This is a genomic window from Streptococcus sp. F0441, from assembly GCF_000314775.2.
Lineage (GTDB): Bacteria > Bacillota > Bacilli > Lactobacillales > Streptococcaceae > Streptococcus.
This window is the reverse complement of record NZ_KB373321.1, coordinates 401,552-426,146: the sequence shown is the minus strand read 5'-3', so window position 1 is coordinate 426,146 and position 24,595 is coordinate 401,552. Positions and strand designations below refer to the sequence as shown.

Annotated in this window: 12 protein-coding genes and 1 pseudogene; 3 read left to right on the top strand and 10 right to left on the bottom strand. The window is 41.5% G+C overall.

Features of this window, described 5'->3' with window-relative positions:
* Window positions 1-5,522 (bottom strand): Cna B-type domain-containing protein (locus HMPREF9188_RS10455; protein ID WP_009729730.1); only part of this gene is annotated, 5,522 nt, incomplete at its 3' end.
* 288 nt (window positions 5,523-5,810) lie between these two features.
* On the opposite strand from HMPREF9188_RS10455, the pseudogene HMPREF9188_RS10565 reads away from it, so the two are divergent.
* Window positions 5,811-5,954: pseudogene (locus HMPREF9188_RS10565) on the top strand (ISL3 family transposase); the annotation flags it as partial.
* Window positions 5,955-6,024: 70 nt separating this feature from the next.
* Here the strand turns inward: HMPREF9188_RS10565 and rpoC are convergent.
* The gene (rpoC, locus tag HMPREF9188_RS02010; protein WP_009729729.1) at window positions 6,025-9,690 is read right to left on the bottom strand and encodes a DNA-directed RNA polymerase subunit beta'; all 3,666 of its coding nucleotides are present in this window, start codon (window positions 9,688-9,690) and stop codon (window positions 6,025-6,027) included.
* A 32-nt stretch (window positions 9,691-9,722) separates the two neighbouring features.
* The gene (gene rpoB, locus HMPREF9188_RS02005; RefSeq protein WP_009729728.1) at window positions 9,723-13,334 is read right to left on the bottom strand and encodes a DNA-directed RNA polymerase subunit beta; all 3,612 of its coding nucleotides are present in this window, start codon (window positions 13,332-13,334) and stop codon (window positions 9,723-9,725) included.
* Window positions 13,335-13,776: 442 nt separating this feature from the next.
* On the opposite strand from rpoB, the gene HMPREF9188_RS02000 reads away from it, so the two are divergent.
* Window positions 13,777-17,487 (top strand): pullulanase, encoded by a 3,711-nt coding sequence (locus tag HMPREF9188_RS02000; RefSeq protein WP_009729727.1) that lies wholly within the window; start codon window positions 13,777-13,779, stop codon window positions 17,485-17,487.
* Window positions 17,488-17,674: 187 nt separating this feature from the next.
* Here the strand turns inward: HMPREF9188_RS02000 and HMPREF9188_RS01995 are convergent, their stop codons facing one another.
* Genes HMPREF9188_RS01995 through HMPREF9188_RS01965 form a run of 7 tightly spaced genes read right to left on the bottom strand, consistent with a single transcriptional unit; the run spans window position 17,675 to window position 23,010 of the window.
* Window positions 17,675-18,439: an amino acid ABC transporter ATP-binding protein gene (locus HMPREF9188_RS01995; RefSeq protein WP_009729726.1), complete on the bottom strand. Its 765-nt coding sequence runs from the start codon at window positions 18,437-18,439 to the stop codon at window positions 17,675-17,677.
* A 9-nt stretch (window positions 18,440-18,448) separates the two neighbouring features.
* Entirely contained in the window at window positions 18,449-19,171 is a 723-nt protein-coding gene (locus HMPREF9188_RS01990; RefSeq protein ID WP_009729725.1) for an amino acid ABC transporter permease, read from the bottom strand.
* A 3-nt stretch (window positions 19,172-19,174) separates the two neighbouring features.
* Entirely contained in the window at window positions 19,175-19,867 is a 693-nt protein-coding gene (locus tag HMPREF9188_RS01985) for an amino acid ABC transporter permease (protein WP_009729724.1), read from the bottom strand.
* A 32-nt stretch (window positions 19,868-19,899) separates the two neighbouring features.
* Window positions 19,900-20,778, bottom strand: a complete 879-nt coding sequence (locus tag HMPREF9188_RS01980; protein ID WP_009729723.1) for a transporter substrate-binding domain-containing protein — start codon at window positions 20,776-20,778, stop codon at window positions 19,900-19,902.
* Between the two features lie 11 nt (window positions 20,779-20,789).
* Window positions 20,790-21,788, bottom strand: coding sequence for a uroporphyrinogen decarboxylase family protein (locus HMPREF9188_RS01975; RefSeq protein ID WP_009729722.1), 999 nt, complete (start codon window positions 21,786-21,788; stop codon window positions 20,790-20,792).
* Between the two features lie 2 nt (window positions 21,789-21,790).
* On the bottom strand, window positions 21,791-21,994 hold the full coding sequence (locus HMPREF9188_RS01970) for a hypothetical protein (protein ID WP_000837737.1): 204 nt from the start codon (window positions 21,992-21,994) through the stop codon (window positions 21,791-21,793).
* An 11-nt stretch (window positions 21,995-22,005) separates the two neighbouring features.
* The gene (locus HMPREF9188_RS01965) at window positions 22,006-23,010 is read right to left on the bottom strand and encodes a uroporphyrinogen decarboxylase family protein (RefSeq protein WP_009729721.1); all 1,005 of its coding nucleotides are present in this window, start codon (window positions 23,008-23,010) and stop codon (window positions 22,006-22,008) included.
* A 367-nt stretch (window positions 23,011-23,377) separates the two neighbouring features.
* On the opposite strand from HMPREF9188_RS01965, the gene HMPREF9188_RS01960 reads away from it, so the two are divergent.
* The gene (locus HMPREF9188_RS01960; protein ID WP_000703383.1) at window positions 23,378-24,235 is read left to right on the top strand and encodes a 5'-nucleotidase, lipoprotein e(P4) family; all 858 of its coding nucleotides are present in this window, start codon (window positions 23,378-23,380) and stop codon (window positions 24,233-24,235) included.
* Window positions 24,236-24,595 lie beyond the last annotated feature (360 nt).

Genomic DNA, 24,595 nt, shown 5'->3' with positions numbered 1-24,595 from the left:
ATGCTTCCCTCATAACGGACGCCATACCATTTGCCTGTCACTTGAATGTTGTTTAAGATTTCGCCAACTTCTTTGACGGTGTACTGATGAGCTTCTCCACCAAGGGTCGCAGAGACTGGCAGTTTCTCAAAGCTGGCTGTCCAGTTATTGGCTGACTTCAACTCTTGTACCTGACCTGTGGCCACGCCGTCTTTGTAGAGTTCTACTTTGACACTATCTACAGGCGCGTCGATCTTGTTGCCATCTGAGTCTTGCCACTCTTTTGTGACCGTGATCGCTCGGGTTGGAATTTCCATTGGTGCCCATATTAAAGACCAAATTGCATATAACTCTACATCTTTATCAATTGTTCCTGTCTTAAATGTATCTCCCTTTGAATACATAGTGCCTTTACCGTCAGCTTGTGTATTCCATCCCTTGAAGAGATATCCAGATCGTTTCATCGTACCTGCATCTAAGACAGTTACCTTATCAGTATCGGCATCATTTCCATTTTCTGTAATGGATGGATAGTATTCGTTATTATCCTTTGGTGCTTCTACAGTTACATCAGCGTGATTTTTATTATAATTTACCTTTCCATAAACAATAATATCGTACTCCGCCTTTACGGTATCTTCAGGTATTGCCTGATCGCTACTAGCTAATGTGTTTGTTGTTGTAACTTCAGCTTTAATTTTTCCCGTAGACTTTCCTCTTATTTTACCACCACCATCAACATCAGCCACATCATTTTGCAACTCAATATATTTTAATTCAGGAGATACAGTAGGATGATCACTTGTTGCAACAGCTTTTGCCGCTCCTTCTTCTGACTCTTCTCCAACATGTATCTTAACAGGCTCTGTTTTTATCTTGGGTACTCTTATAAGTCCGCAACCTATAATTTCAAGAGGTTTTTCTTTTACTAATTCAGGTAATTCAGCTGTTATATAGCTTGTTCTATCAAAGTCAGAATTTTTTGTTTCTTCCATATCAGAATGATTTGCTTTCAATGTTAGTTTAGTTTCGCCATCTGGCATCGTAACTTTTACCCATTGACCAGCCTCATTCATAAAACTCTTTAATTCATATTTTCCATTTTCATCTGTAGTTGAACTATGAATCAAAGTATTAGCAGGAATTAACTTGTTATTAATAGTCATATCATGATTAGGAGAATATAGTTCAAGTTTAACACCTTTTGCTTTTGTTTCCCCCTCATCAAGTTTTCCATTTTCATTTTTATCCCACCATACATCTGATGAAATAACTGCATAATTCCCATAAATATATCTTGCAGGATTTATATATCCACTCGTTTTAACTCCTGTATAATCAGTCGTTTCAAAACTTCCACCAATGTATGCTTCAAGTTCATCTGTTGTTGTTTTCGCATGAGTTTTAAGCGGTAGCTTAATATTGACCTGACTGCCTTTAGGAAGTTCTCCCAAATCAAGTTTAACATGGGTTACTTTTCCCCAATCCGTTATATTTTCGGCTGAAACGAAAGTATTTCCACCATCTATACTATAAGTGAATTCCTGTTTACCAGGACGACTATCTCCCATTACCTTAACTTCACCAGTCAAATACATATCCACTTGGGTTTTCGGTGTTTGAACAGTTTCATTATTTTGTGTATAGGATATAGATTTATCCTTTTTAGGAATTTCTAAGATAGCCTTAAAGTCCTTAAATCCATCTGAGTCTGGAGCTTGAACAAAGAAGTCTCCACGTAAATTATCTCTTTCATCTGGATAGAAAGTCTGTGTAGGAAATTTACTTCCCGCTGTTCCATAGACGATATTATCATATTTCCCAGGGAATATATTTGATCCTACCGCCGTATTCTTGGATACAACAACTTCCACCTTGCTCAAATCAATTCCAAATAATTTCTTTTCCTTCGTAGCATCAAGAGCTTTTGCAGCATTTTCAGAAAGTTGGAATAAATCTCCTTCAAGCTTTGCATGGCTATAATATTCATTTTTACTTCCATCCAGCTTCGTTTCAAGTGGGCTCATATCATAATAAACCATTCCATATGGACGATGCTCATTTTCTCCTGGAGATGTAACACTTGTGTATCTAAAACTCTTCAGTGCAATGACAACTGGAGCTTCCATAAATTTAAGTACACTATCATTGTAGTAATAATAGTAAGAAAAAGCTTTATTCTTAGTAATTTCTCTAAATTGTCTATTTAAAGCTTGTATGCCCGCTTCTGTAATAGACATTTTAATCCATACTCTACCATCAGCATCTGTAACTTGTTTAATTTCAACATTTCCGGATGCATTGTCATATCCTAAAAATTTACACTTATCTACATCGGCGGCAAATTGCTTATCTGTGATTTCTACATAGGCAGATTCGGGGATTCCATAAGGCATCTTACCTGCTTCAGGCATGTCTGAGTTCATAGCATAAGCGTAAGCTTTTGTATTAAATTTAACCTTTTGAGTACTTGTTCCTGATTGAGAAATAGAATTATTTGTATCATTACCTGAAGGCTCAATCACATTATCGGCAGTCTTATTTGTAACGATATAAGTTCTAGTAAGAATACCATAACGTTGCGGTAGTTTTATACTATTCCATGTTCTACCACCAAAGTCTTGCCCTTTTCCTGCATCATGAATATGATTTGAATCTCTACAACTTTCATTATAGTATTTACCTTCTAAATTCTGAATAAAGTAATTAGGTCCATACCAAGCAACTCCCTTTTCCTTCTCTATCGTCAATGGATTGCCTTTAAAATCAGTATTTCTAAGTTCATATTCAATATTGGAAAATAATACTGCTTCTCCTGTTTCTTTATCGGCAAATGGCTCAATATTATATACTCCATCATAAGTTAAAACAATACTTGATAGATGTTCAATATCCCTATTAATTCCAAGGTCTATTTTTGTTCCATCTTCGATATTTCCAATATTATATACTTTTTCTGTACCCTCTATTCCAAGTACATTATCCGCAGTTTTATAAATGATTTTCCAACCACTTAAGGATTTATTTGCTGTAAATTTCCCAGTCAAAAGTCCAGTTTTGTCAGCCTTAGTATCAAGTCCTTTGACATTCAAAGTTCCTACTGTCATATCAATTCTAGGATTTTTCGTTACTGGAGAAAATTCTTTCTTCGTTCCATAATCAAAGAACAACTTCCAAGTATCATAAAAAGTCCCATTCTCCGCTTGGTTTGGATATAATACATTTTCCTTTAATCTATCACCAGTACTCTCAGCTTTCAAAGGTGTACATTTCTTTTGAGTTACAGTTGTCCAGAAGAAATCATCCTTTGCTTTTCCACTCACATTATTAACAGGACTTTTCACAGCTTTATTAGCTTCATAATCAAAATTATCATTTGCATCCGCAGTTGGATCAGTTGATTTTGCAGAATATTTTATCTGCAAATGTCCTGTAGCTGTAGGTGTAACATAAATATCAAATTTACTTTGAGCAAATGACTGTCTTCTAACATTTTCCTTATAGTTACCAGCAAAATGTGTACTTGCATTAAAAGTATCATTGTTTAAGTACTCCCAATGAACTTCAACTTTAGTTACTCTTCCACCAGAAGTGTCAAATTTAACTTCAGGAAAATTATGGACTTTATTTGCTAAATGAACAGGTGAATTTACATCTGCTGTGTGTTCATTACCATCTGCTGTAGTATAAACTACTTTTGCTACTTTATAAGAATCTGTATTCCATGTTTGAGCAGTTCCTTTCCATGCAGTAGGTTGAATTTCTTCAGGAAATTCATAAGTTTCAACTGTTGCACCAGTTTTATTCTTTGGAAAATACTCATTCCATTCTCCATTGGCATCTTTTAGAATATAATATTCATTACTTAAACGTGTATAGCCAACATCAGAATACTTTGCATCTGCAGAAACTGCATTTGCAGTATAAAATCCTCCAGCATTTTTATAAAGTTGATATCCAGGTCCAGCAAAACTATGAATTTCATATCCATCGACAGTATTAGCTTTCATAGTTTTAATCTTTACGCCTTGTCCATCAGCGCTGATAACAACTTCCTTTTTGCCGTCTGTTCCATTTGGAGTTTCAAAAACAAATTCAGGTGTTGTAGCTTCATATAAAGTATCTGAACCAATATTGTCGATTCCATCAGGAACTTGCCAAATAGGTGAAAATCCCTTTGTAAATGCATCGTTCCATTTGTGGTCACTTCCATTATTATAGAGAGGTTTCCTTGGTGTTATGAGATAATAATTTCCCTTTCCATCACCATCATTTTTCATTTCACTGACTGTCGCATAATAAGCAAGATCTAAATCATATAAACCATTTCTGATTTGTAATTTTTGTAAAATGAAATTTCCTTCAACACTTCCATTTTTCGGAACATAAACCTTGATATGTTTTAAACTCATTAGAGGAGTATCCGCGTCATGAATTGTTCCTTGCTTATAATAATAGTAATCTTTGTTACCAGTAAATGGACCACTTGCAGGATCTGTATCATAAAATCTTATGAATCCAGAATTCGCAATCTTCGCCAGACTACTTGCATTTAGATGACGATTTCCTGTTACTGTAGTTTTAGGATCGTCATAATTTGTTGGTGACATTCTCCATTTATATTCTGATGAATTTCCTGTACTATTAATCGGTGTGTTATTTTCTCCTTCACAGGCAGTAACATTCAGTTTTGTTTCAAGTTTTCCTTCAGCAATCCACTTTTTACATTCTTCATCTGTTAAACTACGTCTATTAAAGGCGATATTAAATACCAAACTTGAACCTCCGCCCAAAGATCGAAGGAAATTATCATTGATATCATAGATAATTTTTGTAACTTTATCATAATTAGTTTGTGCTGCTGAATCTAATGGTATTACATTCCCCCTTGCATCAAGCAATGTAATTTTTTCAAACTGAACTCCTTCAATTCCGGGATTCGCTAATTTAAATCCGTAAGTTGGTAAATCGACAACAATTTTTTGATCTCCAAACTCATTACTCCCATCATCTTTTGTACGGAAAAAAGGAGTATAGTTTATGGTAAACAATGTATCTGTCATAGTTGCCAAATTATATGGATTTACTGATGTTCCATCTCCATTTGATGTATCTTTAATCTTATGATTGTCATCATATACCATAAGTTTACCATTATCCATTGGAGCTCCGGGATTCAAAGAAACTGATTTCGTTAAAGATTGTTTAAATTTAGGCTTAGTTGTTTCTTCTTTAACTTCTGACTCATCATCTTTTACTTCAGCTTGATTGTCCTTTTTATCTTCTTGTTCTTCAGGATTTATCTTTTCTTCAGCTTCCTTATCATTTTTTTTAGAATCTGTTTTATTGTCCCGTTTATCTGCTTGTTCCTCAGGAGCTATCTTTTCTTTAGTTTCATTACCAGTTTTTTTGACATCTGTCATTGTATCTTTAGCTAATACTCCTTCTGCAAAAGCAATAGTATTCGGAACAATTATCCCTAATAGCATTATAAAAACTAAGAAAAAAGCTGTTACTTTTTGCAACGTCATCCTATTATTCATCAAATCTTCTCCACTCAAATCTATATTAAAATATTTTATATTACAATCTTGAAAATAAAAATTTATTTTTAGATAGTAATTAAATGCCTATAAATATAGCATATCTATAGCAGTTTAAGCATTGAATATTATACCAAGAACAGTTTGAAAAATCTACCTTTTTCATTCATTTTAGCTCTATAATATTTGTAGTGGATAACATCTCCTCAGATATTATGGAGCTTTTTAAACACAGACAAAAAGTAGCAGAAAAACTATAATGAAAGCACCACAGAATTGCTCGAAATAAAATTGGAGACGACCAACACGCTCGTCAAGAACATGAGACGTCATGCATTCGATTTTTGTAACTTTAAAAACATTAAAACTAAAATTCTTGTCGCTTTCAACATTACAAAAGAAAGAACCAATATGATTCTCTCTCGTACTTAGTTATATGTCGCCCACTACAGTTGAAAAAGAGGCCAAACAAAAGAGAACCCGGAGGTTCTCTTATTTGCTTTTATTCTACTGTTTCTTCAACTTGGATTTCCACAGCATCTTCTACTGGAGCATTTTCTGTCTCTTCTTGTTCAGGAGCCAGATATTCTGCGTCATTGATTGCCTGTGGTTCAAGATTACGGTAGCGAGCCATACCAGTACCTGCTGGGATGATCTTACCAATGATAACATTTTCCTTGAGTCCAAGGAGATGGTCTTTCTTACCACGAATGGCCGCATCTGTAAGGACACGAGTTGTTTCCTGGAAGGAAGCCGCTGACAAGAAACTGTTTGTTTCAAGTGAGGCTTTGGTAATTCCCATAAGAACTGGGCGACCAGTCGCTGGAACCCCACCTGCGATAAGGACATCTTTATTAGCATCTGTAAAATCGTTAATGTCTAAAAGGGTACCCATGAGAAGATCTGTATCACCTGGATCCATGACACGGACTTTACGGATCATTTGACGAACCATAACCTCGATGTGTTTGTCACCGATTTCTACCCCTTGGCTACGGTAAACTTTTTGTACTTCACCGAGAAGGTAAGTTTCAACTGACAAGACATCACGAACAGCAAGGAGATGTTTTGGTTGGATAGAACCTTCTGTCAATGCTGCACCGCGAGAGACTTGGTCTCCAACTTCAACACGCATACGTGCTGTAAATGGAACGACATATTCTCCTTCGCCAGTTTCACCCTTAACAAAGACTTTCTTTGTACGAGTTGACGCATCTTCTTCGATAGCTGTAACTTGTCCTTTGACCTCTGTGATAACCGCTTCCCCTTTTGGATTGCGGGCTTCAAATATTTCTTGGACACGAGGAAGACCTTGAGTGATATCGGTATTTGAGGCAACCCCACCCGTGTGGAAAGTACGCATGGTAAGCTGTGTACCAGGTTCCCCGATAGATTGGGCAGCGATTGTACCAACTGCTTCCCCAACTTCAACCGCATCACCAGTCGCCAAGTTGATACCGTAACAGTGACGGCAGACACCATGACGAGTGTTACATGTAAATACAGAACGGATAGTCACCTCTTCCACACCAGCATTGACAATTTCACGCGCCTTGTCTTCTGTGATTAACTCATTTGGACCAATGATCACTTCGCCAGTTTCTGGGTGTTTAACAGTTTTCTTCGTGTAACGACCGTTGAGACGTTCTTCGAGTGACTCGATCATCTCTTTTCCTTCTGCTATAGAACGGATCAAGAGACCACGGTCTGTTCCACAGTCGTCCTCACGGATGATAACGTCTTGGGCAACGTCAACCAAACGACGAGTAAGATAACCTGAGTCGGCTGTCTTAAGGGCCGTATCGGTCATACCTTTACGAGCACCGTGAGTTGAGAAGAACATTTCAAGTACTGACAAACCTTCGCGGAAGTTTGAAAGGATTGGCAATTCCATGATACGTCCGTTCGGAGCGGCCATCAGACCACGCATACCGGCAAGTTGTGAGAAGTTCGAGATGTTACCACGAGCTCCTGAGTCCATCATCATAACGATTGGATTCTTCGGATCTTGGTTGTCGACCAAGCGTTTTTCCAATTTCTCACGAGCTGCACGCCATTCAGCTGTAACAGCATTGTAACGTTCATCATCAGTGATCAAACCACGACGGAACTGTTTTGTGATTTGTTCTACACGCTTATGAGATTCTTCAATGATTTCAGCCTTGTCTTCAACCACTGGGATATCAGCAATCCCCACTGTCAATCCAGCAAGTGTTGAATGATGGTAACCTAAGTCTTTCAATCGGTCCAAGAATGCAGAGGTTTCTGTTGTACGGAAACGTTTGAAAATCTCAGCGATGATATTTCCAAGGTTTTTCTTCTTGAATGGAGGATTGAGTTCAAGGTTGCGAATGGCTTCCTTGATATCGCCACCTAGTGGCAAGAAGTACTTAGCTGGAAGCCCTTCTGTCAAGTTCGCATTATTTGGTTCTTGCAAGTAAGGTAGACCCTCTGGCATGATGTCGTTGAAGAGGATTTTACCAACTGTTGTCAGCAAGACCTTGTGTTTTTGCTCTTCTGTCCATGGTTTGTTGAGGCTGTCTGTCGCGATACCAACACGTGAGTGGAGGTGAACATAACCATTACGGTAAGCCATAACAGCTTCATCACGGTCTTTGAAAACCATTCCTTCACCTTCACGACCAGCTTCTTCCATGGTCAAGTAGTAGTTCCCCAAAACCATATCCTGAGATGGAGTAACAACTGGTTTACCATCTTTCGGATTCAAGATATGCTCAGCAGCCAACATCAAGATACGAGCTTCTGCTTGAGCTTCTTCTGAAAGTGGTACGTGGATGGCCATTTGGTCCCCGTCAAAGTCGGCATTGTAGGCTTCACAGACAAGTGGGTGCAAGCGAAGGGCCTTACCATCAATCAAGACTGGCTCGAAGGCTTGGATACCCAAACGGTGAAGGGTCGGTGCGCGGTTCAAAAGGACTGGGTGTTCTTTGATTACTTCTTCGAGGATATCCCAGATACGTTCATCTCCGCGTTCCACCAAGCGTTTAGCCGCTTTAACGTTTTGCACGATGTCACGGGCAACGATTTCGCGCATGACAAATGGTTTAAAGAGCTCGATCGCCATTTCGCGTGGCACACCACATTGGTACATCTTAAGAGTTGGACCAACGGCGATAACGGAACGTCCTGAGAAGTCAACACGTTTACCGAGCAAGTTTTGACGGAAGCGTCCTTGTTTACCTTTGAGCATGTGGCTCAATGATTTTAGTGGACGGCTACCTGGACCTGTGATTGGACGGCCACGACGGCCATTGTCAATCAAAGCGTCAACCGCTTCTTGAAGCATACGCTTCTCATTTTGAACGATGATACCTGGTGCATTCAACTCAAGCAAACGAGCCAAACGGTTGTTACGGTTGATAACACGACGGTAAAGGTCGTTCAAGTCAGATGAGGCGAAACGGCCACCATCCAACTGCAACATTGGACGGAGATCTGGTGGAATAACTGGAAGGATGTTGAGAACCATCCATTCAGGTTTGTTACCAGACTTGTAAAAGGCATCCAAAACATCCAAACGACGGATAGCTTTGACACGTTTTTGTCCAGTAGCTGTTTTCAACTCTTCTTTGAGTTCAGCAATTTCTTTTTCAAGATCTACTTGTTTCAAAAGGTCTTGGATGGCTTCGGCACCCATCTTGGCAACGAACGATCCATAGCCATACTCACGCAAGCGCTCACGGTATTCACGCTCTGTCATGATAGACTTGTGCTCAAGTGGTGTATCCTTAGGATCAATCACTACATAAGCCGCAAAGTAGATAACTTCCTCGAGGGCACGAGGGCTCATATCAAGGGTCAAGCCCATACGGCTTGGAATCCCCTTGAAATACCAGATGTGAGATACAGGAGCTTTCAACTCGATGTGCCCCATACGCTCACGACGAACTTTCGTACGCGTTACTTCAACCCCACAACGGTCACAAACAATCCCTCTATAACGAATACGTTTGTACTTACCACAAGCACATTCCCAGTCTTTTGTAGGACCAAAAATCACTTCGTCAAAGAGCCCTTCACGTTCTGGTTTCAACGTACGGTAATTGATTGTTTCAGGTTTTTTGACTTCTCCATAAGACCATGAACGGACTTTGCTTGGAGAAGCTAGGGTGATTTGCATACTTTTAAAACGATTTACATCAACCACTATTTCTTCCCTTTCTATTCTAAGTGAACTGCTTATTCTTGTTCAGCAGTTTCTTCTGTTGCTTCCGCTTTTGTTGCTTTCTCAGCCTCTTCAGCTTCAAAGGCTGCTTTAGCCTCTTGGGCTGCTTTTTCGCGGGCTTTTTCAAGGTCATCTACGTGGATGACATCTTCGTCCATTCCTTCATCCAAGTCGCGAAGTTCCACCTCTTGATCATCTTCGTCAAGGACACGCATGTCAAGACCAAGAGATTGCAATTCTTTCACAAGAACTCGGAAGGATTCTGGAACACCTGGTTTTGGAATTGGTTTTCCTTTTGTAATAGCTTCATAAGCTCTCAAACGTCCGTTGATATCGTCAGACTTGTAAGTCAAGATTTCTTGAAGAACATTTGACGCACCATAGGCTTCAAGAGCCCAAACCTCCATCTCACCGAAACGTTGTCCACCAAACTGAGCTTTACCTCCAAGTGGCTGTTGAGTAACGGTTGAGTAAGGTCCGACTGAACGCGCGTGCAATTTATCATCAACCATGTGGTGGAGTTTGATCATGTACATGACACCAACTGATACACGGTTATCAAATGGCTCACCAGTACGGCCATCGTAAAGGATTGTCTTGGCATCGCTGTCCATACCTGCTTCTTTAACGGTTGACCAAAGGTCTTCAGAACTTGCTCCGTCAAAGACTGGTGTTGCGATGTGGATACCAAGAGTACGGGCTGCCATACCAAGGTGGAGTTCCATAACCTGACCGATATTCATACGTGATGGCACCCCAAGTGGGTTCAACATGATGTCGACTGGAGTTCCGTCTGGAAGGTAAGGCATGTCTTCTACAGGAACGATACGAGAGACAACCCCTTTGTTTCCGTGACGCCCGGCCATCTTATCTCCGACCTTGATCTTCCGTTTTTGAGCGATGTAGACGCGAACCAGCATGTTAACGCCTGATTGCAACTCATCTCCATTTGCACGTGTAAAGATCTTAACATCACGAACGACACCATCGGCACCGTGTGGTACACGAAGAGAAGTATCACGCACTTCACGAGACTTGTCTCCGAAGATAGCGTGCAAGAGACGTTCTTCAGCTGAGAGGTCTTTCTCACCCTTAGGTGTGACTTTCCCTACAAGGATATCGCCTTCTTTAACCTCGGCACCAATACGGATAATTCCCATTTCGTCAAGGTTTTTAAGGGCATCTTCCCCAACGTTTGGAATCTCACGAGTAATTTCTTCAGGCCCAAGCTTTGTATCGCGCGTTTCTGATTCGTATTCTTCAAGGTGGACAGATGTGTAGACATCGTCTTTCACCAAGCGTTCGCTCATGATAACGGCATCTTCGAAGTTGTAACCTTCCCAAGTCATGTAGGCAACGATTGGGTTTTGTCCAAGCGCCATTTCTCCATTTTCCATAGAAGGTCCATCTGCGATAAAGTCGCCTTTTTCAACGACATCGCCGACTTTTACGAGCGTACGTTGGTTGTAAGCAGTACCTGAGTTTGAACGACGGAATTTTTGAATGTGATAAACATCTAGGGAACCATCTTCACGGCGAACTTCTACCTTGTCCGCATCTGCGTAGGTAACTTTACCATCATGCTGAGCAATAACCGCAGCTCCAGAGTCATGGGCTGCTTGGTATTCCATACCAGTACCAACGTAAGGTGCTTTTGGATCAATCAATGGCACAGCCTGACGTTGCATGTTGGCACCCATGAGGGCACGGTTGGAGTCATCGTTTTCCAAGAAAGGAATACATGCAGTCGCAACGGCAACTACCTGTTTTGGTGAAACGTCCATGTAGTCAACTACTTCTGCTGGATACTCTTGGTTGACCCCTTGGTGACGTCCCATGACAACCTTCTCAGCAAAAGTACCATCTTCGTTGAGGCGAGAGTTAGCCTGTGCTACAGTAAATTCATCTTCTTCATCGGCTGTCAACCAAACGATTTCGTTTGTGACTACACCAGTTTCACGGTCAACCTTACGATATGGTGTTTGAACAAATCCATACTTGTTCAAGTGACCGTATGATGACAAGTTATTGATCAAACCGATGTTAGGTCCTTCAGGTGTCTCGATTGGACACATACGACCGTAGTGAGTGTAGTGCACGTCACGTACTTCATATCCAGCACGGTCACGAGTCAAACCACCAGGTCCTAAGGCTGACAAACGACGTTTGTGAGACAACTCAGAAAGTGGGTTGTGTTGGTCCATGAACTGGGACAATTGTGAAGAACCAAAGAATTCTTTGATCGCAGCTGTCACAGGGCGGATGTTGATAATTTGTTGCGGTGTCAAAACTTCATTGTCCTGAACAGACATACGTTCACGGACATTACGTTCCATACGAGAAAGTCCAAGACGTACTTGGTTTGCAAGCAATTCACCAACTGCACGGATACGACGGTTTCCAAGGTGGTCGATATCATCCACACGTCCGATACCTTCCGCCAAGTTGAGGAAGTAGCTCATCTCTGCAAGGATATCCGCAGGAGTTACAACACGAACCTTGTCGTCAGGATTGGCATTTCCGATGATGGTTACAACACGGTCTGGGTCCGTTGGGGCAACAACCTTGAATTTTTGAAGGACAACCGGTTCAGTCAAAACAGCTGCATCGTTTGGAATATAAACAATCTTGTTCAAGTCGCCATCCAAGTGGCTCTCAATACTTTCAATCACGCTACGAGTCATAACGGTGCCAGCTTCTACCAAGATTTCACCCGTTTCAGGATCTACCAATGGCTCAGCGATGGTTTGGTTGAGCAAGCGTGTTTTGATGTTCAATTTTTTATTAATCTTGTATCGACCAACGGCTGCTAAGTCATAGCGACGTGGATCAAAGAAACGTGCCACAAGCAAGCTACGTGAGCTTTCAGCAGTTTTAGGCTCACCTGGACGAAGGCGTTCGTAAATTTCTTTCAAGGCTTCGTCTGTACGAGAGTCCATTGGATTCTTGTGGATATCTTTTTCAACAGTATTGCGAACCAATTCGCTATCACCAAAGATATCAAAGATTTCATCATCACCTGAGAAACCAAGCGCACGAACCAAGGTCGTAAATGGAATCTTACGAGTACGGTCGATACGAGTATAAGCGATGTCTTTTGAGTCGCTTTCAAGTTCCAACCAAGCTCCACGGTTAGGGATAACAGTAGAACCGTAACCCACTTTACCGTTCTTGTCTACTTTGTCATTAAAGTAAACACCTGGTGAGCGAACCAACTGAGAAACGATAATACGTTCACCACCATTGATGATGAAAGTACCCATCTCAGTCATGATTGGGAAATCTCCAAAGAAGACTTCTTGGGTCTTGATTTCGCCAGTTTCCTTATTGATCAAGCGGAAGGTTACAAAAATTGGTGCTGAGTAGCTAGCATCGTGGATACGAGCTTCTTCGAGCGTGTATTTTGGTTCCTTGATTTCATAGCCAACAAATTCCAACTCCATTGTGTCTGTGAAGTTTGAAATTGGCAATACATCTTCAAATACTTCCTTAAGTCCGTGGTCTAGGAAATCTTTGAATGAATCCGTTTGAATTTCAATCAAATTTGGTAAGTCAAGAACTTCTTTGATTCTTGAAAAACTACGACGGGTACGATGTTTCCCGTATTGAACGTCATGTCCTGCCAAGATGATTCTCCTTTGTAAATAAATTCCAAGCCTTATCAATCAGGCTTTTCTAATCGTCATATGGTTTTAAAAACCCCTATCACCGTGTCCCTTTGATGAATTTTCAGAATCTTTAAATCTTTGTTACAAGCACTCAAAAACCTGAAAAAAAGCACAAAAAGAGCAGCTAAATCTGACTTTTTCAGAAGATTTAACTGCTGTGAGCCTTGTCTGGACAATATTTCAGACAAAACCTACGACAAATGATTACTCATATTATACCTTATTTAGCCAGATTTTTCAAGGTTTTTTTACTACTTTTTAAACAATCTTTTCCTATATATTATTTTAAAATTTCAAGAGAATGAAGCATTATATTTTCTCTTCAAAACTAGGAAAACGCTTGCACTAATGTTTACCTCATGCTATACTGTTAGGGAACAACTACACAAGGAGAATTGTGATGAAAAAGATCCCATCTCAAACTGAGAAAAAAATGATTTATGGTATCCGTTCCTTGAAGAACGGAACTGGTTCTGTCCTTATTGGTGCCAGCATTGTCTTGCTTTCTGCTACAATGCCAACTATTTCGGCTAACGAAAACCTGCCTCAAACTCAGGAAAATACCAGCGCTGTGACCAAGGCGCCTACTGAGACTGAAACGAGTCAAACTCAAAAGGAAACGCCTATTTCTGAACAAAAGAATGCAAACGCTTCCCTTGACACTAAAAAGGAAGCCCTAGCAACTGACACTGCTCTAGCAGCTGAAACACCTAAAAAAGAAGACGCTACTACAAGCCAGCCCAACAGCAAAGAAGAGAAAGTAGATACTAGCACTTCGACGCCAAGTTCTGATCAAAAACCACAAGCAGACACTAGTTCTGAAGAACCAATCGAAGACAACTACTTCCGCATTCATGTGAAAAAACTTCCTGAGGAAAACAAGGATTCCCAAGGTCTTTGGACTTGGGACGATGTTGAAAAACCTTCTGAAAACTGGCCCAATGGAGCCAAGTCCTTCAAGGATGCCAAGCAAGATGACTACGGCTATTATCTAGATGTCAAACTCAAAAATGAGCAAGCCAAGAAAGTCAGCTTCCTTATCAACAATACCAAGGGGGATAACCTGACAGGGGACCGTTCGGTAGAGCGCCTCTCTCCAAAAATGAACGAGGCCTGGCTAGATGAAAACTACAAGGTATACAACTACCGTCCTCAACCAGCAGGAACTGTCCGTGTCAACTACTATCGCACCGACGGGAACTATGACAAAAAATCTCTCTGGTATTGGGGCGATGTCAAGAATCCAAGCAGTGGAGAATGGCCTGACGGGACAGACTTTACTGCAACTGGAAAATATGGCCGTTACATTGATATTCCACTCAATGAAGCTGCAAGAGAATTTGGATTTTTATTACTAGACGAAAGCAAGAAAGGCGATGATGTGAAAATCCGAAAAGAGGATTACAAATTTACAGATTTGAAAAATCACAGTCAAATCTTTCTCAAAGATGATGACGAAACCATCTACACCAACCCCTATTACGTGCACGACATCCGCATGACTGGTGCTCAACACGTAGCTAAGTCTCGTATTGAAAGCAGCTTTTCTACCCTAGTCGGAGCCAAGAAAGAAGACATTCTTAAGCACTCCAACATCACTGACCATCAAGGGAACAAAGTAGCTATCACAGACGTGGAAGTGGATGAGGCAGGTAAAAAAGTGACCTATATCGGCGACTTCTCTGACACTCAACACCCTTACACTGTCAGCTACAATTCAGACCGCTTTACCACACGTTCAAGCTGGCGCCTCAAGGATGAATCCTACAGTTACGATGGTCCACTCGGCGCAACTCTAAAAGAAGATGGCAAGCGTGTTGACCTCACCCTCTGGTCTCCAAGTGCTGATAAGGTTTCCGTTGTTGTCTATGACAAGAAAGACCCTGAAAAAGTAGTTGGAACTGTCGCCCTTGAAAAAGGAGAAAAAGGAACCTGGAAACAAACTCTGGATGCAAACTCTGGTCTCGGTATCAGCAACTACACTGGCTATTACTACCACTACCAGATCGAGCGCCAAGGTAAAACTGTCCTCGTTCTTGACCCTTATGCCAAATCATTAGCGGCTTGGAATAGTGACCTAGCAAAAACAGATGCCGCTCATAAGGTCGCTAAAGCTGCCTTTGTGGACCCATCTAAACTAGGCCCACAAGATTTGACCTATGGGAAGATTCGCAACTTCAAATCACGTGAAGATGCCGTTATCTATGAGGCTCATGTGCGTGACTTCACTTCGGATCCTGCCATCGCAAAAGACTTGACCAAGCCATTTGGTACCTTTGAAGCCTTTATCGAAAAACTAGACTATCTCAAAGACTTGGGTGTGACCCACATCCAGCTCCTTCCAGTCTTGTCTTACTACTTTGTCAATGAATTGAAGAACCATGAACGTTTGTCTGCCTATGCTTCAAGCAACAGCAACTACAACTGGGGATATGACCCTCAAAACTACTTCTCCTTGACTGGTATGTACTCAAGCGATCCTAAGAATCCAGAAAAACGTATTGCCGAATTCAAAAATCTCATCAACGAAATCCATAAACGTGGTATGGGGGCTATCTTGGATGTGGTCTACAACCATACTGCCAATCTCGACATCTTTGAAGACTTAGAGCCAAACTACTACCACTTTATGGACGCAGACGGAACTCCTCGTACTAGCTTTGGAGGTGGCCGTTTGGGAACAACCCACTACATGTCTAAGCGTGTCTTGGTAGACTCCATCAAGTATTTAGTCGAAACCTACAAAGTGGATGGTTTCCGTTTCGATATGATGGGTGATCACGATGCGGCTTCAATCGAAGAAGCTTACAAGGCTGCACGCGCCCTCAATCCAAACCTTATCATGCTAGGTGAAGGCTGGAGAACCTATACTGGTGATGAAAATACGCCTGTACAACCTGCTGACCAAGATTGGATGAAACATACCGATACTGTCGCTGTCTTTTCAGATGACATCCGTAACAACCTCAAGTCTGGTTATCCAAACGAAGGGCAGCCTGCCTTTATCACAGGTGGAAAACGCGATATCAATACTATCTTTAAAAATCTCATTGCCCAACCAACAAACTTTGAAGCAGATAGCCCTGGAGATGTTATCCAGTATATCGCAGCCCATGATAACTTGACCCTCTTTGATATCATTGCCCAGTCTATCAAAAAAGACCCTAGCAAGGCGGAAAACTACGCTGAGATTCATCGTCGTTTGCGACTCGGAAACCTCATGGTCTTGACTGCTCAAGGGACTCCATTTATCCACTCTGGTCAGGAATATGGACGTACTAAACAATTCCTAGACCCAGCCTACAAGACTCCTGTTCCAGACGATAAGGCTCCACACAAGTCTCACTTGTTGCGCGACAAGGACGGCAAGCCATTTGTCTATCCTTACTTTATCCATGACTCTTACGACTCTAGTGATGCTGTCAACAAGTTTGATTGGACCAAGGCAACAGATGGCAAAGCATATCCTGAAAATGTCAAGAGCCGTGACTACATGAAAGGTCTGATTGCCCTTCGTCAATCTACAGATGCCTTCCGACTCAAGAGTCTACAAGATATCAAAGAACGCGTCCAACTCATTACTGTCCCAGGCCAAAATGGTATTGAAAAAGAAGACGTGGTCATCGGCTACCAAATCACTGCTCCAAACGGTGATGTCTACGCTGTCTTTGTCAATGCGGATGATAAGGCTCGCGAATTTACTCTAGGAACTGCCTTTGCTCACTTGAGAAAGGCCGAAGTCTTGGCAGATGAAAACCAAGCAGGACCAGTAGGAATTGCTAAACCTCAAGGTCTCGAATGGACTAAAAAAGGCTTGAGATTGAACGCTCTCACTGCCGTTGTTCTCCGCTTGTCTCAAGGTGGTGCCATCGTTGCCCCAGCTATGGAAGAAAAGCCAGAATTTGACCTTTCTAGCTTGGAAACTCAACAAGACCAAGCCCAAAACCTAGCAGCTAATCCTGACTCTCAAGAAACTGCTACAGAGGTTCACTCTCAGAACCTCCTTCCAAACACAGGTACTGAGAGCAAATCCCTTCTTGCCCTTGCTGGATTCAGCATCCTTGCCCTTCTCGGACTTGGATGGTTGATGAAAAACAAGAAAAAGAACTAATGCTCAATGAAAATCAAAGAGTAAACTAGGAAGCTAGCCGCAGGCTTTACTCGAGTACGACAAGGCGAAGCTGACGTGGTTTAAAGAGATTTTCGAAGAATATAACCTAGCCCTCCTATAGAAAAACACCCCATGATTAGAAGACTCTTCTAGTCATGGGGTGTTGTTTTTATGATACACTTATCTATCAAATCATATATTCTACACTATAGGTGGCATCTGATAAAATACGAGCCAGAAACTGCTTGGTACGTTCTTCCTGCGGACGACTAAAGAAATCGTGGGGATTGTTCTCCTCTACGATACGGCCTCTGTCCATGAAAATAACGTGGTTAGCGACATCTCTAGCAAATCCCATCTCATGCGTGACGACCACCATGGTCACACCTTCTCCCGCCAACTGTTTCAGTACATCCAAAACATCTCCAACCAACTCAGGATCTAGTGCAGATGTTGGTTCATCTAGCAAAATGACCTCGGGCTTGACGGCAATAGCACGCGCAATTCCTATTCGTTGTTGTTGCCCTCCAGATAGCTGAGAAGGGTAGTAGTCTTTGTAGGCCAGTAAACCAACTTTTTCCAAGGCAGATTCTGCACGTTTGAGCGCTTCTTCCTTGGGAACTTTACGAGCGACGATTAGGCCTTCTAGAATATTTCCCAGAGCAGTTTTGTTTGCAAAGAGATTGTAGTGTTGGAAAACGAAGGCTGTTTTTTGGCGAATTTCTAGAATGTCTTTCTTGCTTAATTTGGCTAAGTCATAAGTTTTTCCTGCCAAGGTCAAATGGCCACTATCAGCTTTTTCTAAGTGGTTGAGACAACGGAGAAAGGTTGTTTTCCCCGAACCTGATGGTCCTAAGATAACGACGACATCCCCTTGATTGACATGGAGATTGACATCCTCCAGGACCTGCCTCTCACCAAATGTTTTTGCGATATGTTCTACTTGTAACATCCTGTCCTCCTATACAAAACGCGCGCTAGATGCTTTTGCTCTCTTTTCTTTTTTCACATAGCCTTTCTCCAGTAGGCAGAAGCCCCACTGAATCAAACCACAGATCAAAATATACTGCAAAAAGATTACGAAATAAGACTCAAAATACTGGTAACCGTAGGATGCTTCCACACGAGCAATAGCGGTGATATCCTTGATGGTCATAACAAAGACCAGGGAGGTCCCTTTGACGATATTGATCACCAGATTGGCCAAGTTAGGCAAGGCTGAGCGCAAGGCTTGTGGAAAAACAATCCTTAGATAGGCCTGGGTCGTAGTCAGCCCAATCGCATGCGCTGCCTCTAGTTGTCCCTTGTCCACCGTCAAGATCGCTGAACGCAAAATCTCCGATAGACTCCCGATTGTCATCAAACTATAAATGATAAAGGCATAGTAGAGAGGATCAAGCTTGAAAATATCAAAGTCACTTCCTATGCTTTTGAGAAATTGATTCAGCAGGCTTGGAAACAAACTATAAAAGAAGAGAATCAATAAAATCGGAGGAGTCGCTCGGATAAAGGCCAGATAGACCAGAGAAAAACTCCTCACACCTCGAACCTTGTAAATCTGCCCCAAGGCTAAAAATAGAGCCGGTAAAAAGCTTAAGACCATAGCCACAATCATGATAATCAAGGTGATTGGCACACCCTTCAAGGTCTCCAGAAAGGTCTTTACAATATAGTCTATATCCATTTCTTACCTCCCTTTTGTTTCCAAAGACTTCTCAAGCAAACGACTCAAGCTAGAAATAACCAAGGCAATCCCCCAGTAAAGAAGCGCAACTGCCGTATAGGTTTCCAGAGAGTAGTTCCCTAAATTGCGACTGATCAAGAGATTCCCCGCCCCCATAACATCAACAAAACCAATCGTATAGGCCAAGGCAGCATCCCGCATGAGATTGAGAATAGCAGTTGTTATATTGGGAAGAGCAACTTGAAAAGCTTGAGGAAAAATGATTCTCCAAAAAGTCTGACTTGGAGTCAAACCAATACTAAGCCCGGCCTCTGTCTGCCCCTTTGGAATAGCTTGATAGCTCGCCTTGAAAACCTCGGCAACAATAGCGGCAAACAAGAGAATCATCGTCAGGAGAACAAAAATAGTTTTAGACCAGTTGTTGATATCCAAACCAAGCCACCATTTCAGAAATTCTGGCAAGCCATAAAAGACTAGAAAAAGCAAGACAATCGGCGGTGTACAACGTAGGGTAAAGATATAGCCTTTGGAAATCGCTGCAAAACTCTTGTCTTCTCCTACTTGTGCCCAGGCCAAGAGACCTCCAAAAAGGGAACCAAGAAGAGTGGTAAAAAAGAGAATGGACAAGGTCATAGGAAGTGCCTGCCATAAGGTCGGTAAAAACTGAAAGACCTTGGAAAAATCATAAGAAACCATGCAAAACCCTTTCTAGTCTTGGAATTTCTGGCCTAGTCTTTGTCTACATAACTAAAGACATCTTCTTTAAAGTATTGCTGAGATAGCTTAGCAAGCGTGCCATCTTCTTTCAACTCTTTAATTGCTTTTTCGTATTCTTTAGCGAATTTCTCACCCTTTTCATCACGGTGAATCAAGGGATAAGTTGGAATGCCCTTGTATGGGAACCAGCTGAGTTTATCCGCATATTGGTAGTAAGGGCCATCTTCTGCTGTAACTGCTTTTTCAAAGGACAGTTTGATATCAAAGAAGGCGTCATAACGTCCTTCTAAGACCCAGGCATAGGCATCTGCCACTTTAAAAGATTCAGCTGCTGTTAGCTCAATCGGTGCATCCTGATGTTTTTCATTGTAGCTGGTGATAACATTCCATTGAGCATTCTGTGGCGAGATGGGAACCAATTTCCCTTTATTCTTAGCAAAGTCATCAATGGTTTTGTATTTCTGTTCATCTTCTTTTCTGACAGTAAATCCGATGATGCTCGCTCCCACTGGTTCAGATGGAATGACAAATTTTTTAGCTCGTTCATCTGTGTACCAAGCTCCCTTGGTTCCGATGTCATACTTGCCTGATTCCAGACCAATCAAGAGGTCGTCATCACTGGTGCCCGTATATTCAAATTGATAGTTTGCCAACTTCTCATCAACAGCCTTCAAAACAGCTACTTCATAACCATCTGATTCCCCTTTTTCATTGACAAAGTCATAAGGTACATAGTTTTGTGTATGGGCAACCTTCAAGGTTATGACTTCAGCAGACGAAGCCGTTTCTCCCTCCTTAGCTGGAGCGCCAGCTAAACTTCTCCCGATAATCGTCGCCCCAATTACTGCAACAACTGCTACACCACCGATAATCCATGCTTTTTTACTCATCTTTTTCTCCTTTAGTTTTCAAGCGCTTCTCTCACCCACTGGATACGTTCAACTGCGATATCACTTGGAATGGTACAATCTGCCCCAAGTACCAGGCCCTGTTCCCCAGCTTCTGCAACTAGTTTCTTTGCCTCAGCCTGAATAGCATCCTTGCTACCAGTATACAGCAAGCCTGTTTTGCCATTTTCAAATCCTCCAAGAACCGTACGTCCCTTGAAAATCTCACGACCTTCCTTGAGAGTGATTCCCTCTGGTCCTACAGCCCAGTTAAAGACTTGGGCTGGATAGTCTGCAAAAAGGTGAATATCATTTCGCGCCCCCTCGTAGCCACAGATATGAAGAACAGTAACACCACCAACAGCACTAGCTGCTCCCAGAACCGTTATCTCGCTAGGGGCAATGACAGCTTGATACTCTGCTGCCGACACTCGTTGATCTTGGATACTCTGCACGCTGAGGTAGATTCCGTCAGCACCAGACTCTTCGATAACTGCTCGGCTGAGACTCGCAATATCCTCTGCAATCACATCCAACACCTTTTTAAGGGCTTTAGGATCTTCCACCAGAAAGTCCGCGATAAGGTCATCCCCGCCAGATACTTCCCCAAGCAACCACTTGAGATAAGTCACAGGAGCAAAAATATTGTAAATCGCAACAATATCTTCTGTAAACTCTTGCTTGATTTTCTTAACCAAGTCAACCTGCTCTTTTATCCAAGCATGATCTGGTCCGAGTGGTTGAATGGTTGCCAATTCTTGAAGTGATTTTCCTTTGGCAATCGTTGGATTTGGATAAGCAAAGTAGCCATCACTCATGAGTTTGATAAAGTCTGGCTGAACTTCTCGTATAAAGCGCTTATGGCCCTCAATATTCTTCTCGATAATGGCTGGATTTGAGAAACCGTACAGCCATTCGTCTTCGGATGTGAAATGGTGCCAAAAGCCAACTGGCACACGGTCAACCTTTTCACCTCTAAATGCTTTTAAAACCCATTCTTTTTTTTCTGACATTCTTATTCTCCATTTCTTACTTTTTCAACTAATAAACTGCTTGCGATATCATTCGAGCGTAGAAAGGGGAGACTGGACTTGGAAAAATCCTGAACTCCACGACATCTCTCTCCATTTTTACAATGCCCATTTTTTACGACGCTTATGGCAACCAAAGCCAGCAAACCGACAACTGCAATGAAGATGCCCCATCTTTTACTTTTCATAGCTCCTCCTTTTAGAGAACCGCTGCCTGCCGAATCCAGTCCAACCTCTCTAAGTCAAAGTCATCTGGAACAGTACAGTCAGCTCCCAGAAGAACGCCTTTACTACCAGCTTCAGCCAGCAACCGCCTTGTTTCATCTTGCAATTCCGCCTTGGAACCTTGATAAAGCAAGCTTTTCTTGCCATTTTCGAATCCACCTAAAACGGCCTTTCCTGGAAACAACTCTTGCCCCTGTGTCAAACTAACACCCTCATGGTGGGTCGCCCAGTTGACCACTTGAGCTGGATAGTCCTTAAATATCGTCACATCATTGCTCGCACCTTCAAAACCACAGATATGAAGGATATTGGTCCCACCAACCTGATTGGCTGCTTCCAAAATCGCTATATTGCTCGGTTCGATATAGGTTTGGTAGAGTGCTGGTGTGATGCGCTCATCTTGAATTTCCTGGGTGCTGAGGTAAATCCCGTCAACACCGCCTTGCTGAATGATTTTCTGAGTTAGGATAGCAATATCTCCTGCAATCACATCTAGAATTGCTCTGAATCGCTCAGGATTTTCAAGCAATAGATTAGCCACTTCCTTATCTCCCCGTGAAGTTTCTGTACGGAACCAGCGCTTGAGGTAGGAGATAGGCGAAAAGATATTGTAGAAAGAAGCGATTTCTTCAGTAAAGGTCTCTCGAATCGCTTGGACCACTTCCACCTGTTGCTGAATCCACGGGTGTCCCTCACCAATCGACTCAATAGAAGCCAGCTCCTGAATGTTTGAAACCTTAGGACTGTAGACATTACTTGGATAAAGGAAAAAACCGTCGCTCATGATTTTGACAAAATCAGGACGAATCCTTTCCACATAGTTGCGATGCCCATCAACACTTTTTTGAAAGATACGTGGATTATTTAATCCCTGCCCCTTTTCTTCGAGTGTTACAAAATGAAACCAAAATCCCACAGGAACTCTTTCCACTTCATCGCCTCGAATCGCTCTAAAGACTAAATCTCTTTTACTTGCCATACCTTTCTCCTTCCATTTGGATTGAAACCATCTTACCACTCCTTTTCCCCTTTTCCCAATATATATTGACTATCAACTCAATTGGAAATTTTTATATCTATGAAGAAAAAAATCCCTGAAAAGCTTGATGTTACTAGCCTTTCAAAGATTCACTTTATTTTCATCTATTTTTCAAAAAGGAGCTGATATAGATTTTCTATCAAGCCGATTGAATTTTTTTATATCCATCTTCATTCCCAAATTAAGTACATAATTTTATCCTAATACCAAATTACTACTGAAAAATTTATTTTCTCTCGATATTCCCTTGCACAAATCCCGTGAAAACGCTACAATGTTAATAGACTATTATTAGGAGGATGGGATTATGAAAATATCCAAAGTTACCATTACAATTGCTTCTACACTTGCTTCCGTCATTTTACTGACTGGCTGTGGCACAAATTCGGCAAATTCACAGACAACACAAAGTAGTACATCTGACAATCAGGTTACAATGACCTATGATCAGTTGCGTTCAAGAGAAAATACTATGTCAACTCTTTGGTATCAAAAAGCAGCTGAGACCAAGGCACTCTATCTACAAGGTTACAATGTCGCTACTGATCGTTTGAAAGAACTACTAAAAACACAGACAGATAAACCCTACTCTATCGTTTTGGACTTAGACGAAACCGTATTAGACAATAGCCCTTATCAAGCGCAAAATGTCAAAGATGGAACAGCATTTACCCCAGAAAACTGGGATGTCTGGGTAAAAAAAGCCGCAGCCAAGGCTGTACCAGGTGCTAAAGACTTTCTCCAATTTGCAGACCAAAACGGTGTCCAAATTTACTATGTATCTGACCGCACGATAGATCAGGTAGATGATACGATCAAAAACCTAGAAAATGAAGGAATCCCTGTACAAAGCCGCGATCATCTCATGTTCTTAGAAAAAGGCGTCAAATCTAAAGAAGGTCGTAGACAAGCAGTCCAAGAAAAAACCAACTTAGTCATGCTACTAGGAGACAATCTTGTGGACTTTGCAGAGTTTTCAAAGACCTCTGAAACTGAGCGCGACCAAAAATTAGAGGAATTACAAAAAGAGTTTGGTGAGAAATTCATCATTTTCCCTAACCCAATGTACGGATCATGGGAAAGCACTGTTTACAATGGTAATAAATTGGATGCCAAGGGTCAAACTGAAGAGCGCCAAAAAAACTTACAAGGTTTTGATAAATAAAATAAGAGAGCTATCTACCAGTTTACACCAACCACAAGATATCGTATTTGTGAGAATATCAAAAAAGACGATTTCCGCTTGGAAATCGTCTTTTAATAGGACAGACTTCTCCAATTCAAAATGTACTTCATTTAGTATAGATGTAATCATAAACCATATTTTCTAAGTGGTTTATACATGACTGTCCGTCAGGGAAAGCAAATATGCAAAATTTAGAAATTTTGATATAATAGAACTATCAAAAAGTAAAGGAATGATTGGTATGAAAGCAATCACAGCTCACAGCTCACAGCTCACAGCTCACAGCTCACAGCTCACAGCTCACAGCTCACAGCTCACAGCTCACAGCTCACAGCTCAC